Source organism: Stutzerimonas zhaodongensis (assembly GCF_003696365.1).
Taxonomy (GTDB): Bacteria; Pseudomonadota; Gammaproteobacteria; order Pseudomonadales; family Pseudomonadaceae; genus Stutzerimonas; species Stutzerimonas zhaodongensis.
Genome location: NZ_RFFM01000004.1, coordinates 98,054 through 114,367 on the forward strand (window position 1 = coordinate 98,054; position 16,314 = coordinate 114,367).

Genomic DNA, 16,314 nt, shown 5'->3' on the forward strand with positions numbered 1-16,314 from the left:
GCGGCTTCGTAGAGGCTCTAGCGGGCGGCTGCGCTACCGAGCCGCTCAAGCAGGGCGTTCTGTATGTTCCGTGCGTTCTGGTTGCCACTAGGACTGTTGCGCAAGTAGCTGCCGTCCGGCTGCAGCACCCAGCTCTGCGTGTTGTCGGTCAGAAAGCCTTCCAGCTCCTTCTTCACCCGGGTTATCAGCTTCTTGCCTTCTACCGGGAAGCATGTCTCGACGCGACGGTCGAGGTTACGCTCCATCCAGTCCGCACTGGACAGGTAGAGTTTCTCATCCCCCCCGTTGAGGAAGTAGAAGACCCGGCTGTGCTCAAGGAAGCGGCCGATGATGGATCGCACGTGAATATTGTGCGAAACCCCAAGAATGCCAGGGCGCAGACAGCACATGCCACGGACGATGAGATCGATGCGCACTCCTGTCTGGCTGGCCTTGTACAGAGCGCGGATCATCTTAGCGTCGGTCAGCGAGTTGACCTTGAGAATGATATGCGCCGGCTTGCCCTCGCTGGCGTGCTGCGTTTCCTGTGTGATCATGTCGAGCAGCGCCTTCTTCAAGGTGAAAGGCGCGTGCAGCAGTTTTTTCATGCGCATGGTCTTGCCCATGCCGATCAGCTGGCTGAACAACTTCGATACGTCTTCACAAAGCGCGTCATCCGACGTCAGCAGGCTGTAATCGGTGTAAAGACGCGCATTCCCGGCGTGATAGTTGCCGGTTCCAAGATGCGCGTAACGCCGCAGCTCTCCATTCTCGCGGCGCAGGATTAGCATCATCTTGGCGTGTGTCTTGTAACCCACGACGCCATAGATCACCACGGCGCCAGCCTGCTGCAGGCGACTGGCCAGTTGCAGGTTGGACTCCTCGTCAAAGCGAGCGCGCAGCTCGATTACCGCTGTAACTTCCTTGCCATTACGTGCCGCTTCCACAAGCGCATCGACGATTTCGGAGTTGGCGCCCGAGCGATAGAGCGTCTGCTTGACCGCCAGTACGCAGGGATCCTTTGCCGCTTCGCGCAGCAGGTCCACCACAGGGGTGAATGACTCATAGGGGTGCAGCAGCAGGATGTCCTGCCGACCGACGACGCTGAAGATGTTCTCGCTGTTCTGCAACAGCTTTGGAATGGCCGGGGTGAAGGGCGTGTATTGCAGCTCGGGATGGCTTTCCAGCCCCGTGATGCTGAACAGTCGGGTCAGGTTGACCGGCCCGTTGACCCGGTACAGCTCACTTTCGCTAAGACTGAACTGCTTGAGCAAAAAGTCCGCGAGATGCTTCGGGCAGGTGTCCACCACCTCCAGCCGTACCGCATCGCCATAGCGCCGGGAAATCAGTTCGCCACGCAGCGCTCGGGCCAGATCCTCAACATCTTCCGTATCTACGGACAGGTCGGCATTACGCGTCAGGCGGAATTGATAGCAGCCTTTGACCTTCATGCCATGGAACAGGTCGTCCGCGTGAGCATGAATCATGGACGAGAGGAACACATGATTCGCTCCCGCCCCACCCACCTCTTCCGGTACCCGGATGACCCGCGGCAACAATCGCGGCGCCGGGATGATCGCCAGTCCCGAGTCACGCCCAAAGGCGTCGATACCTTCCAGCTCGACGATGAAGTTCAGGCTCTTATTGACCAGCAGCGGGAACGGATGAGTGGGGTCCAGCCCGATCGGGGTAATGATCGGCGCGATCTCGTCACGGAAGTAGCGACGCACCCATGTCTTGATCTTTGCTGTCCAGTGGCGTCGGCGGATGAAGCGCACCTGATGCTTGGCCAGCTCCGGCAACAACACCTCATTGAGAATGGAGTACTGGCGGTTGACCTGGTCATGGACCAGCTCGGAAATACGCGCCAGCGCCTGATGCGGCTGCAAGCCATCAGCGCCGGCTTGCTCGCGGGCGAACGTGACCTGCTTTTTCAAGCCAGCGACACGAATCTCGAAGAACTCATCGAGGTTGCTGGAAAAAATCAGCAGGAACTTGAGCCGCTCCAGCAATGGGTAGGACTCGTCCAGCGCCTGCTCCAGCACGCGGATATTGAATTGCAGCTGGGACAGCTCGCGGTGGATGTACAGACTATTGTCATCCAGGTTCGGCGGCGCCACCGGCGGCGCCGGTGCATCCTCAACCTTCTCAAGCTCAGGAGCTGTTTGCACAAGCTCCTCGAGGGGTTGCGCCTCAACGGCGGCCATCTGCAATTCGTTTTCGCTGAGTCCCTGATTGGTCATCGATCTGCCTCGGGCGGGCTCATCGGCCCTGTTTTAATTGCTGTGCCGCCTGCTTGGCGAAGTAGGTGAGGATGCCATCGGCGCCCGCACGTTTGAAGGCGGTCAGTGATTCGAGAATCACTGCATCGCTCAGCCAGCCGTTCTGTATGGCGGCCTTGTGCATCGCATATTCACCACTGACCTGGTAGACGAACGTCGGGACGCGAAAGGCATCTTTGACTCGCCACAGGATGTCGAGATAGGGCATACCGGGCTTGACCATGACCATGTCCGCGCCTTCGGCCAAATCTGCACCAACCTCATGGAGTGCTTCGTCCCCGTTGGCAGGGTCCATCTGATAGGTGTTCTTGCTGCCCTTGCCCAGATTCGCGGCCGAGCCTACCGCATCGCGGAAGGGGCCATAGTAGGCGCTGGCATATTTCGCCGAGTAGGCCATGATCCGCACATTAGGGTAGTCAGCCACTTCGAGCGCCTCGCGGATCGCCTGAATTCGCCCGTCCATCATGTCTGACGGGGCGACTACCTGAGCGCCGGCCTCGGCGTGGGACAGCGCCTGCCTCACCAGTGCATCGACCGTGATGTCGTTCTGCACGTAGCCATGCTCATCGAGAATGCCGTCCTGACCATGTGTGGTAAACGGGTCCAGCGCAACGTCGGTGATGATTCCGAGCTCGGGGAAGCGCTCTCGTAGCGCGCGAGTGGCACGCTGCGCGATTCCATCGGGGTTCCAGGCCTCGGCGGCGTCGAGGGATTTCTTTTCCAATGGCGTTACCGGGAACAACGCCAATGCCGGAATACCCAGCGCAACAAGCTCGGCCGCCTCTTCCAGCAGCAGATCGATGGACAGACGCTCCACCCCGGGCATCGATGGGACCTGCTCACGGCGATTTTCACCATCGAGAACGAAGACCGGCAGAATCAGATCGTCCACGCTCAGCAGATTTTCACGAACCAGCCGGCGGGAAAAATCGTCACGACGGTTACGGCGCAGGCGAGTACCGGGAAACAGTCGATTGGCAGGGACGAAACTCACAGCGAACTCCTGGCCCGCAGTGCGGGCGAATATGACGTTTATAAGCCGACTTCGTGACTGAATGATGACAGAAACAACCCAGTCGACAGGTAACCGCAGCCATTGTGGCCACCGATGAGAGCGTCGGCCAGTGCTTTAATCAAGAGTAGAGCGGGCTCAAGCGCACCGGCTAGAGCCGCGCAAAAGCGAACGTCGGGCGCCGCCAGGCCTCCAATGAACAGGAGGTGGCTTAGCGAGAACCCACCACGCATCAGCATCCAAGCCATTGCCCGACGTCCGTCGGGCCGTTGATCGACCAGGAGTACCCCATGAACAAAAAAGTCGCCGTCATTCTCTCGGGCTGTGGCGTTTACGACGGTTCGGAGATCTACGAAAGCGTAATCACCTTGCTGCGGCTGGATCAGCGTGGTGCCACCGTTCAGTGTTTCGCTCCAAACATTGCGCAGATGCACGTGATCAATCACCTCACGGGCGAAGAGATGCCCGAAAACCGTAATGTTCTGGTCGAGTCGGCCAGGCTGGCGCGCGGCGAGATCAAGGACCTGAGCGAAGCCCGCGCGGAGGACTTCGACGCCCTCATCATGCCAGGCGGGTTCGGCGCCGCGAAAAACCTGTCCGACTTCGCCACCCAAGGCGCTGCCTGCCAGGTCCTGCCAGCGGTCTTGGAACTGGCGCAGTCCTTTGCTAGCTCAGGCAAGCCGGTGGGCATGATGTGCATCGCGCCAACCATGGCTGCGCATATATTCGGGCCAGGCGTCGTCTGCACACTAGGCAACGATGATGACCCAGCCGCTGCTGCGTCTCGTGAGATGGGCGTCGAGCATCAGGCCTGTGAAGTGACCGAAATCATCGAGGATTCGAAGAACAAACTGGTTACTACGCCGGCGTACATGCTCGCCCAATCGATCAGCGATGCGGCTTCCGGTATCTACAAGCTGGTCGACCGTGTACTTGAGTTGACCAACAAATAGTCTAGGGGCCGTTACTCGATCCCGGGGTACGTCCCGGGATTTCTGAGTATCGGTGGCTATACAGCCAATCCTACCGACGCTCCCGCCGACCTACTGGCCAATCCGCCGACATTCCTGCAGTTTGAGCCGATCTGCCAGGAAGCCGAGCCATGACCCCGCCTCGAATCGATACCATCGAAGAACAGCAACACGCCGTGCGACAGTTGTTCGAGCGCATACCCTTCAACGAATATTTAGGCATCGAACTGGATGAGGTCTCTCGGCAGCGCGTGGTGATGCACCTGCCGATGAAGCACGAGCTGATCGGCAACTTTTTCCACGGCATCCTGCATGGGGGCGTGATCGCTTCACTGCTTGACGTTGTTGGCGGCGCCATGGCGATGATCGGCGCGTTCGAGAAGCACCAGCACCTGACGACGGAAGAGCGCGCCCTACGCTTGTCGCGACTCGGCACCATTGATCTGCGCATCGACTATTTGCGCCCCGGGCGGGGCAGTCGCTTCAGTGCAAGTGCGACCTTGCTCCGCTCTGGCAACAAAGTGGCCGTGGTTCGCTCAGAACTGCATAACGAAGAAGATGTACTGATCGCGGTTGGCACCGGCACCTATCTCTGCGGCTGACGACGATTCGGTCAAAGGCGCCCGTTCGGCAGCTTCGCTAAAGGTTCCGGGCGCGAGCGAGCTGGGTCAACAAGCGATCAAGCGCATTGGCGAAGGCTTGCCGATCCCGATCACCGTAAGCGCCCTGCCCGCCACCAGTCTGGCCCTGTTCGCGCAAATCGGTGAACAGATTGCGTACCGCCAGCCGATCACCCATGTTGCGCTCATCGAACTCGCGACCCCGCGGATCGAGCGCTGCGACGCCCTTCTTGACGAGGCGATCAGCCAGCGGGACATCGCTGCAGATCACCAACTCGCCAGGCTGGGCATTTTCTACCAGATAGTCATCGGCAGCGTCCGGGCCACTTGGCACGACGATCAGACGGACACAGGCGAAGGCCGGTTTGATCTGGCTCTGGCCAGCGACAAGGACGATCTCGAATTTCCGTTTGAGGGCGAATTTGATCAGCTGCTCTTTGGCCGCTTTAGGACAAGCATCGGCGTCGACCCATACACGCATGGACTCAGTGATGTTCACACCACGGCCCGCCGCACGGTAGCGAGTAGCGCCGCTGCGCCGGCAAACATGGCCGCAAAGCTACGGTTGACCAGACGCTGCTGACGCGGGGTGCGCAGCAAACGCAAAACCCTGGCGGCCAACCCCGTATATCCGGCCATGACGATGAGATCAACCGCCACCATGGTGGCACCCATGTGCAGATACTGGATCACCAAGTCTCGCTGCGGATCGAGAAACTGCGGCAACACCGCGAGAATGAACACGATCGCCTTGGGGTTACTGGCGTTGATCAGGAAACCGCGGAATACCAGCGACAGGGGGCGCGCGATAGCCCGCGGCCCGGCGCTTTCATCGATCATTGAAGGAACCGCCTGCCACTGCTTGAGCGCGAGCCACAGCAGATAACCGACACCGAACCACTTGATCAGGCTGAACGCCAGCGAAGATGTCGCCAGAACCGCACCGACACCCGCCGCCACGACGGCGATCTGTAGCGCCAAAGCGATCTGAAGCCCGAGAGCGTTCCAGTAGCCGCGCCAGAAGCCGTACTGCAACCCACAGGACATCGAGGCAATCGCCCCGGCTCCAGGCGAAAGGCTGATGATCCAACAGGCAACCAGGAAGGCCAGCCAGGTCTCGAACGTCATACTGGATCCTCCAGAAGCCGCTGTTCCGGACAGGAGCAGCGGCTACACGATTACTCGGGAATGTCCTTGCCGAGCTTGACCGGCTCTTTCAACTTTCGATTCATCGCCTTGCGCATGCGAATGTTGATCGCCTCGACTCCGAGCGAGAACACCATCGCGAAGTACACGTAGCCCTTGGGCACATGGGCACCGAACGCCTCTGCCACCAGCAGCGTGCCAACCACGATGAGAAACGAGAGCGCCAGTATCTTGAGCGTCGGATGCCTGTCGATGAACTCACTGATCGTGCCCGCTGATAGCATCATCACGCCGACGGCAATGACGATTGCCGCGATCATCACCTGCACGTTGTCCACCAGCCCTACGGCGGTGATGACAGAGTCCAGAGAGAAGACGATATCGATCACTGCGATCTGCAGAATGATGCCAACGAAGCCCGCCTTCACAGCACCGGACGTGGTGCCATCCTGCTGCTCTTCACCCTCGACACTGTGCCAGATCTCCATCGTGCTCTTGAACAGCAGGAACAGACCACCGAAGAACAGAATCAGGTCGCGGCCGGATACGCCATGCTCGAAGACCGTGAACAGGGTATCGGTCAGCCGCATGACCCAGGCGATGGAGAGCAACAAGAGGATCCGCGTCCCCATTGCCAACGCCAGTCCAAAGAAGCGTGCCTTGGGCTGCTGCTCCTTCGGAAGGCGACCGACCAGAATGGAGATGAAGATGATGTTGTCGATACCCAGGACGATTTCCAGGGCGGTCAGGGTCAGAAACGCGACCCAGATTTCGGGGCTGCTAAGCCATTCCATGGGTGTTACTCGTGTGAGCTGTGGTGGGGTGTCTGGATCTCGGTCCCGCGCCAGCGACGCAGAACCTTCTGAAAGAACAAGCTGTTCGGGACCTGAACGATGGCGCCGGCACCACTTTCGCAGGACTCTTCCAGTGTGGTGTAGAGCAGGTTTATGTCAATGACCCGCCCTTTGACGATGGGCTTGTCGGAACTCTCGACCAGCTCCACCAGATCGCCCAGACGGAAGGGGCCAACGGTCATGATCAATACGGCGCAAAGCAGGTTGGATAGCACGCTCCAGATAGCGAAGAAGGCTACTGCCGCAACGGCCACGAACCCGGAGAAAGCGGTCCAGATGACCGTGGCTGAAACGCCGACGCGCTCGAGCACCATGATCAGCGCGCCACCAATGATGAACCAGCGAATCCCGCCACGCAGCGGCAGAAGCAGTTCCGGCGGAAGCGGGTAGCGGCTGCCCAGCCGAGAGAGGCCACGCACGACCATCCGCTGAAGAACATAGGCGACCAGCAGAATCAGCATTATCTGCAGGCCGAGCAATAGCTGATCGCTCCAACGCTGCGAGAAAAATAACCATCGTTCGCTCACGGGCTGGCCTCGAGTTGACTCTGTAGCTGTTCGAGCGCCTCCAGCGCCTCCAGCCAAGCCTCTTCGAGCTCACCCTCGCGCACCTTCAGCTCCGCCTGCTTGGCCAGCAACTCGCGTAGCTCATCCTTGCGTGACGACTCGTACACTTCCGAGTCGGCAAGGCGTGCTTCAAGCGGTGCGAGCTTTGTGTGCACGTCAGCCAGCGTTTTTTCGAGCTTCTCAGCCTGCCTTTTCAAGGGAGCCAACTGTTGGCGCAACGCAGCTGCAGCCTGACGAGTGGCCCTCTTGTCGGTCTTGTCGCCAGCAGATTCGACGGAGCTCTGCGGCTGCTGGCGAGAACGATAGTCAACCAGCCAACGCGCGTAATCCTCAAGATCACCCTCGAACGCTACGACCTGGCCGTCGGCCACCAGGAGAAATTCGTCCGTGGTGCTCTTGAGCAAGTGTCGATCGTGGGACACAACGAGCACCGCACCCTCGAAGTCCTGCAAGGCCAGCGTCAGCGCCAATCGCATCTCGAGATCAAGATGGTTGGTCGGTTCATCCAGAAGCAGCAGGTTCGGCTTGCCCCAGGCGATCAGCGCCAGCGCCAGCCGCGCCTTCTCACCACCCGAGAAGTTCAGTACTGCTTCGTCGCAACGATTTCCGCGGAAATCGAACCCACCAAGGAAATCTCTCAGAACCTGCTCACGCTCGCCGGGCGCAATACGCTGCAAATGCAACAACGGGCTCGCCTTGGCATCCAGGGCGTCGAGCTGGTGCTGCGCGAAGTAGCCGATAACCAGGTTTTCGCCGCGCTGCAGCCGTCCGTTCAGGGGTTGTAGCTCATTGGCCAGCGTTTTGATCAGCGTGGACTTGCCCGCGCCGTTGGGGCCGAGCAAGCCGATGCGGGCACCCGGGACAAGCTGCAGCTTGACCTTGTCCAGCACCACCTTGTCGCCATAGCCAAGGCTGCCCTTTTCAAGATCCAGCAACGGACTGGAGACCTTGTCCGCCTCACGAAAAACGAAGTCGAACGGCGAATCGATATGAGCCGGCGCCAGCTCCTCAAGTCTTTCCAATGCCTTGATACGGCTTTGGGCCTGGCGAGCCTTGCTGGCCTTGGCCTTGAAGCGACGGATGAAGTCCTCCATGTGCTCGCGCTGGGCCTGCTGCTTTTCGAAGGCTTGCTGCTGCTGAGCCAAGCGCTCGGCGCGCGCCCGCTCGAAGGCCGAATAACCGCCGCGATAGAGCGTAAGTTTGCGCTGCTCGACATGCACGACGTTACCAACCACCTCGTCGAGGAAGTCGCGGTCGTGAGAGATCAGCATCAGCGTGCCTGGGTAGCTCTTCAGCCAGGCTTCAAGCCAGAGGATGGCGTCCAGGTCGAGGTGGTTGGTCGGCTCATCGAGCAGCAACAGGTCAGAGGGGCACATCAGCGCCTGAGCCAGATTGAGACGCATACGCCAGCCGCCGGAGAAGCTACTGACAGGCAGATCCATCTGCTCATTGGCGAACCCGAGCCCGGCGAGCAACTTACGTGCGCGCGCATCAGCGGTGTAACCGTCGGCGTTGTCCAGTTCGGTATGCAGGCGCGCCAGGGCAGTACCGTCATGTGCCGCCTCTGCAGTGACCAGGGCAGCCTGGACACGGCGCAGCTCCGTATCGCCATCGAGGACATAATCCACCGCAAGGCGATCGAGCGTGTCGATCTCCTGGCGCATATGTGCGATCCGCCAGTCGGGCGGTATCTGGCAATCGCCACCGTCCGGCGTGAATTCGCCAAGCAATAGCGCGAATAGGCTGGATTTTCCGGCGCCATTGGCACCGACAAGCCCGACCTTCTGGCCAGGATGGAGGGTTAGCTCGGCGCCTTCCAGCAAACGCTGGGGGCCACGCTGTAGAGTGAGATTCTGAAGTCGGATCATAATGGCGGCGGAGTTTATCAGGTCGCCCGGAAATCCATCCGGCTGCTCAGGAAAAAAAGCCCCGATGAAGCATGACGATCTCTGGAATTTCGCCCTCGCCTGTTACTCGCAACCGGGCGTCGAAGAAGCCTGTCTGGATTTACAAGCTGCCGGAGGGGACGTCTGTCTGCTACTGACGTGCGCATGGCTCGAATGCCGCGGAACCGCTCATGACGATGCACGTCTCCAACTACTACAGCAAATCAGTGAGGACTGGCGAACTCTAGTAATCGCCCCGCTGCGCACGCTGCGTCAGACATGGCGTGAGCCTGCTGCCGCGGATGCCGATCTGGCTGAGCTGCGAAAACGGGTGAAGGCGCTGGAACTGGACGCCGAACGCGTCCAGCTTCTGCGGCTACAGTCAGTTACGCAGCACTGGTCAATCGCCAGTGGTTCGGCCGACTGGATAGGCCGAGCCTGCGCCAGCCTCGGACCAGCCACGTTCCGGCCAATCGAGACGCTGCGCGCGGCGGCTCAGCTCGTAGCAGGCGATTGATTTGCAGCGGGGCGCTTAGGTGCAGCAGGCTTACGGGGCGAAGGCTTTTTCGCCGCGCCTGGCTTTGTCGACGCCGCCGCGGCGGCCGGTTTCGCAGGCGCCGTATCGGGCTTTGTCGTCTGCGCCGTGTTCACCTCAGGCTTGGCCGCCTGAGTTTTGGTGTCGTTCTTGGCAGCAGGCCGAGCACGACCGGTAGTTGCGCCGGCTGCCCTTGCGGGTGATTTGCCCGCAACCTTCTTGCCAGCAGAGCCTGTGGATTGAGCAGCGGGCCTTGCGCTCCGAGCGGACGCTTTCTTGGCTACTGGAGCGCGAGAAGCGGCAGGCTTGGCACGCGCGGCAAGCGCTTGGGCGGCGGCCTGTTCAACCCTGGTGACGCCCTGAGCAAGCTGCATGCTCTGCTCGGCATCACGCTTCAATTCAGACAGATACGACAGCGTCTCGCTCTGCCGGCTCTGCAATACGGCAAGCATGTCGTCCAACTCGGCCAGCCGGCTGCGGGCCTTGGTCTGTGACTTGGATTTACCAGCGTTACCGGCTTCATCCAATTTGGCGCGGGCCTTGATGATCTTTTCCTGGGTCCTCCCACGCTGTTTCTCGAGCTTGGCCAGGAGCATTTCCGCGTCCTGCTGCGCCTCGCTGCAGGCTTTCTGCAGATGCTCCACCAGACTGTTGGACAACTGCTGGAGTAGATGCAGGGGAGTAGTAACCGAGGGTTTCTTTGCGGGCATAACGGCGCCTCCAGGCGGGATGAGAGCAACCTTTACTGTGCATTCAGCAGGGCTGGCCGCAGACCGCGGCAAAGCAGCGACGAGAGACGCTGCGGTTGCCCTGGGGGATCATTCAGGCGGTGGCGGCGGGCTGCTTATGTGCGGTGTGCAGCACTTCGATGAGGCAATCTTCCAACTCGAAACGCTCGTGCAATAGTTGCCCAAGACGCTTCAACTCATCAGGCAAACCGGGACTGTTCAAACAGTCACCCTTGTCACAACGATCATTGAACGCGACCGCCACTTCAGTAATGGCTTCGATCCGAGGATAGATCTGGCGGGCAAGGTCCAGGCCACGCTTGTCACCGAAGGCTTCGGCCTCATTGAGCAGCTGCTCATATATCTCGAAATGGCCGGCCGATACGTAATCAAGCAGGATTTCGCAAAATTTCTGCAAAGCGGCGCGACTTGCAGCGGCGTCGCGGACATGCAGCTCGTCGAATGCGTTGATCAGTGCATGGCGCTCTTGCAGCCAGCGATCAATCAGCAGGTGTACACCTCCCCAGCGTTCCTGGGCGTTCCGACAGCTCTCGAGCATGATGACCTCACTTCCCTAATCGATGATGCCTGTTGCGCCTTCCGAGACGTTTTTGTCTTGGTATATCGGCCTTGGGTGAGTGGCAGCGACTGGTAAGAAATCTACGCCGCCCGAGCAGACTAAGCTGCGGCGATCGAAGCATCAAGCAGCAGGATCAAAATCATCCGGACAGCGAGGTCAGCATTGCTTCGCGCTGGTCGATTGACCGCCAAGCGCAGCGATCATTCGATCGCTGCGACAAATAATCGCTAGTCGCGGCGCAGCAGCTGCCAGAAGCAGAACAAGGCCATGGCGATGAAGGCCAGCAAGGTCCACTCCGGAATGCTCATACCCAATAGCGTCCAGCTAACTTCGGCGCATTCGGCTGTGCCATGGAGGACAAGCCGGACGATGTCCTGAAACGGCAGCGCATCCATCATGTACTCGAGGCTGGGCAGGCAGCTTGGCAGCTGATCTGCCGGCATGTTCTGCAGCCAGATCTGGCGTATGGCAGTGGCGCCACCAGCGACCGCGAACAGCAGCGCCAGTACTGAATAAGCACGGCGGCCACCCTTTTGAGGCCCATGAATGGAGGCGGCCAGACAGACCAGCCCGAAGCCAATCACGCAAACGCGCTGAACGATGCACAATGGGCAGGGCGCCAACCCGACGACATGCTCGAGATAGAGCGCCGCGATCATCATCAGCGAGCAGCCGATGAAGGCCAGAAGGAACAGCGAACGAGGACTGGCCAGGTTCATGGTGACTCCGCAGACAGAGAAAGTTCGCTACGGTAGTGCTGCTCGCCATTGGCTGCAAGCCAAAGGCATTTAAGCGCAGAGGAGCGGGACGCTTGTCACGTCCCGCTCAAGCGACTGCTAGGGATTACCGACTGTTTGCAACCCGGTCTGGCTGGTCTGACCGAGTAGCCCGAGGCCTTCCTGAAACAGGCGATTGCTGCGCTCGTTGTCACCCAGCTGCGCCAACAGGCGCGCCAGCTCGGCACAGGTTTCGGCGCGATGTTCGAAGCGCAGACTGGCTTCGAGATAATCGCGTGCCTTACCCCACAACTCATTGCGCAAGCTGAGGCGGCCCAGTGCAAGCAATAGCTCAGCATTTTCGGGGTGAGCGTTCAGCCACCCTTCCGCGTGACTTAGCTGACGCGCTGGTTCACGACCGCGAACACGGCCATAACGCTCCACCAAACGGTCATCGAACTGCTTCTTGAGCGCGGCATAAAGCACCTCTTCCGCCTTCTCCTCAGCACCCAGTCGGCTCAATCCATCGGCATATGCACGGACCAGCAAAGGCTCGTTACGCAGTTTTCCGGGCACCGTTTGCCAGCATTGGTTAAGTGCTTGCTGCGGATCCTCGGGTGTGGCGGTTGCAGCCACGCCGGCCTGCTCCACGGCAGCGGTCCAGGCGAGCAGCTCGAGTTCATCGAGTTTCGCCGGTGGTAAGACCCGATGCTTGCGCAGCTCCGGCATCAACCGGCACAAAGCCGGCCAATCTTTCAACTGTACGTAGAGTTGCTGTAACAGGGTCAGCACATGGGTGTGGCGAGGATGCTCGTTGTGCAGCGTGTTCAGCGACGCTCTAGCTTCCGCGTACTGAGCGCGATCGATCTGAAGCTGAGCCCGGGTCAAACCAACTGCCAAGCCTGCCTCCGGCTCACGCTCCTGCGCTTTACGCAGCAGCTCCTCGCTTTGCTCGTACTCCCCGAGTTCGCTAGCAGCCCGAGCAGCCCCGAGGTAGTGCACCAATGGCTGGCGATCATGCTCCGCCGCCGTCCGCAAATGGGTCAACGCATTGCTCCACTGCCCCTCGGCAAGCTCACGCAGACCTGAGCGCGAAGCCTTGGCGACGCGGCGTGCGCGGTGGCGACGCGACCAGGGGTTGACCAGTGCGCCAGAGGCATACAACAACCCAAGCACCCAGTGCACCACCATGGAGAGCAGCCAAAGACAACCAATCAGCGCCAGAAATACCCAGAAGCTCGACTCATAGCGAAAGCGGTCATAGCTGATCAGGACATATCCGGTGTCTTGATAGATGGCCCATCCGAGAAAACCAACGGCTGCCAACAGCAGGACGACGACAATGGCGAATCGCTTCATGTGCGCAGGTCCCCATCGGCTGTCCGCTCGGAATCAGCCTGCGGCTCCGACTCGTCGGCTGGCGCGGTGTTTTCTCCACTGTCGTCAGATTCGCGCTGGCCCTGGCTGAGCGTACCGTTCTGAGCCGACTCGCGCTTTTGCACGTAGGTCTGCATGGCCTCTAACGCCGGCGCCAGGTCTGGCAGCGTCACCGAGACTTGACGCTCTGCCAGCTGCTCAAGGCGTTCCCGCAGCCCTCGGCTCTGACCGTTCTCTTCACTGAAGTGATCCTCGATCAAGCGAGCGGCCTGATCCAACGACTGCCGATAGATCTCCTCGTTGCTATTGAGCACGGCCCACTGAGCCTGCTCGATAGCCAGAGAGAGCGCCAGACGCACCTGTGCGAGGCTTTGCCCAGCCAGCAGAGGTTTGACATCTGTGCCTGCGTTGAAATCGATCCGCACGTAACGAGTCAGCTCGTTCAGCCAATGCTTCCAACGGCTTTCACCCTGCCCCTCTGACTGGCCCGGACCGTTTTCGAACTCAGGAGCCAGACCGCTCAACTGGTTAGCCTGGCCGCGCAACGCGCCCAGCTGCAGGAACAGGCCGGTGCGATCCAGTTCCGGAAGACTGCGCAGCGCTTCAAGACCTTCAAGCAATTTCTGACGAGTGCCGTAGGCGCCCGGATCGTCCTGCTTGCGCAGGATCAGGTCTGCTTCTGCGATAAGCGACTCGGCACTGTTCACGTCTTCCATCGCAGACAGGCGCAGCATCGCCATGCGCAGCAGGTGTTCAGCCTCAGCCAGACGCCACTGCTCACGGCTGGCGCCCAGCACCTGCTCTACTCGCCCTGAAAGGCGCTGTTGATCACTTTGCAATTCCGCTAGCAGGCGTCGACGCTCCTCCAGCTGTTCGGCTGAAGGCAACTGCTCAAGACGACCAAGCCGACTGGCCATCTGCTGTGTGCGATCGCCCAGACCTCGCGACTCATCACGAGCAGCCTGAAGCGCTTGGAGCTGCTCCTGTTCCCGCTCAGCCAGCTGCTGAGTCTGCAGCACGCTGTAACCGCCAGCGGCGAGGCCTAGTAGCCCCGCTACCAAAGCGACACTGGCCAGGGCCTTGCCACCGCGATGGGGGCCAGACGCTACAGCAGGCGGCGGCTTCGGTGGATCCCTTGGCGGTTCTTTGGGACCCTTCTGGTCTTTCGCGTCTTTCGGAGATTCTTTATTGACGGGCTTTTTGGGGACGACAGGGTCGTTGCCCGTAGATTGCTGCGGTGCCTTATCGGGATCTACTTCGCTCACGTTTCCATCCTTTGCATCAGAAGGCGGGCTCGGGATACTCCCGCAGCGCCGCCAGCAAAGCCGCGGTTCCGGCACCACGGCAGTCCACTATTCTTTTGGCGCCCAATTGCGCGGCCATCTGTGCCACGCGCGGGCTAGGTACGAACAAGGGTAGCTCAACCACATCGCGCCAATCCGCCGCTGCCAGCTCGCGCAATGACATCAAACCTTGTCCACTGCTGACCACCACCGCATTCAGCCGTTCCGAGCGAAGGGTCCGCAGAAGCGTTCCGGACGGATAACCGGGAAGATAGCGCCGGTAAAGCTCCAGACTTTCCACTTCCACGCCACGAAATCGAAGGGTCTCGGCGAGGTGCTCGCGACCGCCCTCACCGCGAAGTATCAGTACTTTTGGCTCGGGCACCTCAAGGGCCCCGGCCAATTGAGGCAAGGCCAATAATGCTTCGCTGTCGTCACCAATTGCGGGCCAACTTACATTCAATCCTCGTTGCTGAAGGATTGCGCCAGTCGCAGCGCCTACAGTGAACCAGGCTTGGTCCGGCGGTGATTGCGTCCGGTAGCGATCAAGCGCCTTAAGGGCCAATCTGGCCGCCGGTTTGCTGACCACCACTACTGCGCAATAACGATCCAGCGCCTGCAAAGTCGTACGCTGTTCAGGCTTCTCAGCCACAGGCTCTATCGCAAGCAATGGCAGGCTCGCACTCTGTATGCCGTGCTCAGCCAGCGCGGCAGCCGTCGCGACGCATTCTTCAGCAGGGCGCGTCAGCAATAGCCGCCAAGCGCTCACGCCCTGCCTGCCTCGCCGTATATATCTTCAAGAATCTTGCCGGCACCTTGCTGCAGCAGTTCTTCCGCGATTCGAACACCAAGTGCTTCTGCCTCGGCTCCGGGGGCACGCCCCTCGGCGCGCAACAGCTGGGTGCCGTCTGGCTGTCCAACGAGGCCACGCAACCAGAGCTGATCGCCTTCAAGCACGGCGTAGCAGGCAATCGGAACCTGACAGCCTCCGTTGAGATGGCGGTTCAATGCCCGTTCGGCAGTTACCCGAAGCGCCGTCTCTGGATCATTCATGCATTGCAGGAGCTGATGCAGCTCGGTATCACCGGTACGACATTCGATGCCGACCGCGCCCTGCCCGCCCGCCGGCAGGCTGTCTTCGACACTGAGACTGAAGCGGATGCGTTCACCGAAGCCAAGACGGATCAAACCGGCGGCCGCGAGGATGATGGCGTCGTATTCGCCGGCATCGAGCTTGGCCAGGCGGGTATTCACATTGCCGCGCAGGAACTGGATCTTCAGATCGGGACGACGAGCCAACAGCTGCGCCTGGCGCCTCAGGCTAGAGGTGCCGACTACCGCCCCCGGAGGCAGTGCATCGAAGTTCTCGTAGTGATTGGAGACAAAGGCGTCGCGGGGGTCCTCACGCTCGCAGATGCAGTACAGACCGAGTCCTTCAGGGAACTCCATCGGCACGTCTTTCATCGAGTGCACGGCAATGTCCGCTTCGTTTTCCATCAGGGCCGTTTCCAGCTCCTTGACGAACAGACCCTTGCCGCCGATCTTGGCTAGCGGCGCATCGAGCAGCTTGTCGCCGCGACTGACCATCGGGACCAGACTTACCCTCACATCGGGGTGTGAGGCTTCCAGACGGGCCTTGACGTATTCGGCCTGCCAAAGGGCCAAGGCACTTTTGCGGGTGGCGATGCGAATTTCGCGTGACATGAGCAATTCCAGACGAATGAACTGCCGGCGATGATAACAGGCCGGGCCTCGCGGCCGGGTTGGCCCGAATCAAGG

At 60.2% G+C, this 16,314-nt stretch carries 17 protein-coding genes; 3 read left to right on the top strand and 14 right to left on the bottom strand.

Annotated features, from left to right (window positions below; genetic code table 11):
• Positions 1-17: 17 nt before the first annotated feature.
• A complete protein-coding gene (gene ppk1, locus EA797_RS16145) occupies positions 18-2,222 on the bottom strand; it encodes a polyphosphate kinase 1 (protein ID WP_122167041.1) in 2,205 nt (734 codons plus the stop codon).
• Positions 2,223-2,241: 19 nt separating this feature from the next.
• Complete coding sequence (gene hemB, locus EA797_RS16150) at positions 2,242-3,255, bottom strand: porphobilinogen synthase (protein ID WP_122167042.1); 1,014 nt, start codon at positions 3,253-3,255, stop codon at positions 2,242-2,244.
• A 308-nt stretch (positions 3,256-3,563) separates the two neighbouring features.
• Between hemB and elbB the strand changes: the two genes are divergently transcribed.
• Positions 3,564-4,226 carry an isoprenoid biosynthesis glyoxalase ElbB gene (gene elbB / locus EA797_RS16160; RefSeq protein ID WP_122167046.1) on the top strand — a complete coding sequence of 221 codons (663 nt, stop codon included), beginning with the start codon at positions 3,564-3,566 and terminating at the stop codon, positions 4,224-4,226.
• 149 nt (positions 4,227-4,375) lie between these two features.
• Entirely contained in the window at positions 4,376-4,846 is a 471-nt protein-coding gene (locus EA797_RS16165; protein WP_122167048.1) for a thioesterase family protein, read from the top strand.
• Positions 4,847-4,883: 37 nt separating this feature from the next.
• Here the strand turns inward: EA797_RS16165 and EA797_RS16170 are convergent, their stop codons facing one another.
• From EA797_RS16170 to EA797_RS16190, 5 genes are read right to left on the bottom strand one after another with little or no spacing between them, the layout of a single operon-like run.
• Positions 4,884-5,345 carry a YaiI/YqxD family protein gene (locus EA797_RS16170; protein ID WP_122167050.1) on the bottom strand — a complete coding sequence of 154 codons (462 nt, stop codon included), beginning with the start codon at positions 5,343-5,345 and terminating at the stop codon, positions 4,884-4,886.
• Positions 5,346-5,359: 14 nt separating this feature from the next.
• Entirely contained in the window at positions 5,360-5,992 is a 633-nt protein-coding gene (locus tag EA797_RS16175) for a LysE family transporter (RefSeq protein WP_122167052.1), read from the bottom strand.
• Positions 5,993-6,042: 50 nt separating this feature from the next.
• Entirely contained in the window at positions 6,043-6,804 is a 762-nt protein-coding gene (locus EA797_RS16180; RefSeq protein WP_122167054.1) for a TerC family protein, read from the bottom strand.
• Between the two features lie 5 nt (positions 6,805-6,809).
• A complete protein-coding gene (locus tag EA797_RS16185; protein ID WP_244214139.1) occupies positions 6,810-7,391 on the bottom strand; it encodes a mechanosensitive ion channel family protein in 582 nt (193 codons plus the stop codon).
• The gene (locus tag EA797_RS16190) at positions 7,388-9,298 is read right to left on the bottom strand and encodes an ATP-binding cassette domain-containing protein (protein WP_122167056.1); all 1,911 of its coding nucleotides are present in this window, start codon (positions 9,296-9,298) and stop codon (positions 7,388-7,390) included. Before EA797_RS16190 ends, EA797_RS16185 begins: the two co-directional genes overlap by 4 nt.
• Positions 9,299-9,362: 64 nt before the next feature.
• Between EA797_RS16190 and EA797_RS16195 the strand changes: the two genes are divergently transcribed.
• Positions 9,363-9,833 carry a TIGR02444 family protein gene (locus EA797_RS16195; RefSeq protein ID WP_122167058.1) on the top strand — a complete coding sequence of 157 codons (471 nt, stop codon included), beginning with the start codon at positions 9,363-9,365 and terminating at the stop codon, positions 9,831-9,833.
• Here EA797_RS16195 and EA797_RS16200 read toward each other — a convergent pair.
• The 7 genes from EA797_RS16200 to hemC all read right to left on the bottom strand — a co-directional run bounded on the left by EA797_RS16200 (position 9,812) and on the right by hemC (position 16,239).
• Entirely contained in the window at positions 9,812-10,561 is a 750-nt protein-coding gene (locus EA797_RS16200; RefSeq protein ID WP_122167060.1) for an AlgP family protein, read from the bottom strand. The two genes, EA797_RS16195 and EA797_RS16200, sit on opposite strands and share 22 nt — an antisense overlap.
• A 112-nt stretch (positions 10,562-10,673) precedes the next feature.
• Positions 10,674-11,138 carry a sigma D regulator gene (gene rsd / locus EA797_RS16205; RefSeq protein ID WP_122167062.1) on the bottom strand — a complete coding sequence of 155 codons (465 nt, stop codon included), beginning with the start codon at positions 11,136-11,138 and terminating at the stop codon, positions 10,674-10,676.
• Positions 11,139-11,386: 248 nt separating this feature from the next.
• Positions 11,387-11,878, bottom strand: coding sequence for a disulfide bond formation protein B (locus EA797_RS16210; RefSeq protein ID WP_122167064.1), 492 nt, complete (start codon positions 11,876-11,878; stop codon positions 11,387-11,389).
• A gap of 117 nt (positions 11,879-11,995) precedes the next feature.
• Entirely contained in the window at positions 11,996-13,234 is a 1,239-nt protein-coding gene (locus EA797_RS16215) for a heme biosynthesis HemY N-terminal domain-containing protein (RefSeq protein ID WP_122167066.1), read from the bottom strand.
• Complete coding sequence (locus EA797_RS16220; protein WP_122167068.1) at positions 13,231-14,517, bottom strand: uroporphyrinogen-III C-methyltransferase; 1,287 nt, start codon at positions 14,515-14,517, stop codon at positions 13,231-13,233. The genes EA797_RS16215 and EA797_RS16220 overlap by 4 nt, the downstream gene beginning before the upstream one ends.
• A gap of 16 nt (positions 14,518-14,533) precedes the next feature.
• Positions 14,534-15,304: a uroporphyrinogen-III synthase gene (locus tag EA797_RS16225; protein WP_122167070.1), complete on the bottom strand. Its 771-nt coding sequence runs from the start codon at positions 15,302-15,304 to the stop codon at positions 14,534-14,536.
• A complete protein-coding gene (gene hemC, locus EA797_RS16230) occupies positions 15,301-16,239 on the bottom strand; it encodes a hydroxymethylbilane synthase (RefSeq protein WP_122167072.1) in 939 nt (312 codons plus the stop codon). Before hemC ends, EA797_RS16225 begins: the two co-directional genes overlap by 4 nt.
• Between the last annotated feature and the right edge of the window lie 75 nt (positions 16,240-16,314).

What these genes read in the sequence shown, in the direction of transcription:
- ppk1 (WP_122167041.1), bottom strand. Translation starts at nt 2,222, where the DNA reads ATGACCAATCAGGGACTCAGCGAAAACGAATTGCAGATGGCCGCCGTT.
- elbB (WP_122167046.1), top strand. Translation starts at nt 3,564, where the DNA reads ATGAACAAAAAAGTCGCCGTCATTCTCTCGGGCTGTGGCGTTTACGAC.
- EA797_RS16165 (WP_122167048.1), top strand. Translation starts at nt 4,376, where the DNA reads ATGACCCCGCCTCGAATCGATACCATCGAAGAACAGCAACACGCCGTG.
- EA797_RS16170 (WP_122167050.1), bottom strand. Translation starts at nt 5,345, where the DNA reads ATGCGTGTATGGGTCGACGCCGATGCTTGTCCTAAAGCGGCCAAAGAG.
- EA797_RS16175 (WP_122167052.1), bottom strand. Translation starts at nt 5,992, where the DNA reads ATGACGTTCGAGACCTGGCTGGCCTTCCTGGTTGCCTGTTGGATCATC.
- EA797_RS16180 (WP_122167054.1), bottom strand. Translation starts at nt 6,804, where the DNA reads ATGGAATGGCTTAGCAGCCCCGAAATCTGGGTCGCGTTTCTGACCCTG.
- EA797_RS16190 (WP_122167056.1), bottom strand. Translation starts at nt 9,298, where the DNA reads ATGATCCGACTTCAGAATCTCACTCTACAGCGTGGCCCCCAGCGTTTG.
- EA797_RS16195 (WP_122167058.1), top strand. Translation starts at nt 9,363, where the DNA reads ATGAAGCATGACGATCTCTGGAATTTCGCCCTCGCCTGTTACTCGCAA.
- EA797_RS16200 (WP_122167060.1), bottom strand. Translation starts at nt 10,561, where the DNA reads ATGCCCGCAAAGAAACCCTCGGTTACTACTCCCCTGCATCTACTCCAG.
- rsd (WP_122167062.1), bottom strand. Translation starts at nt 11,138, where the DNA reads ATGCTCGAGAGCTGTCGGAACGCCCAGGAACGCTGGGGAGGTGTACAC.
- EA797_RS16210 (WP_122167064.1), bottom strand. Translation starts at nt 11,878, where the DNA reads ATGAACCTGGCCAGTCCTCGTTCGCTGTTCCTTCTGGCCTTCATCGGC.
- EA797_RS16215 (WP_122167066.1), bottom strand. Translation starts at nt 13,234, where the DNA reads ATGAAGCGATTCGCCATTGTCGTCGTCCTGCTGTTGGCAGCCGTTGGT.
- hemC (WP_122167072.1), bottom strand. Translation starts at nt 16,239, where the DNA reads ATGTCACGCGAAATTCGCATCGCCACCCGCAAAAGTGCCTTGGCCCTT.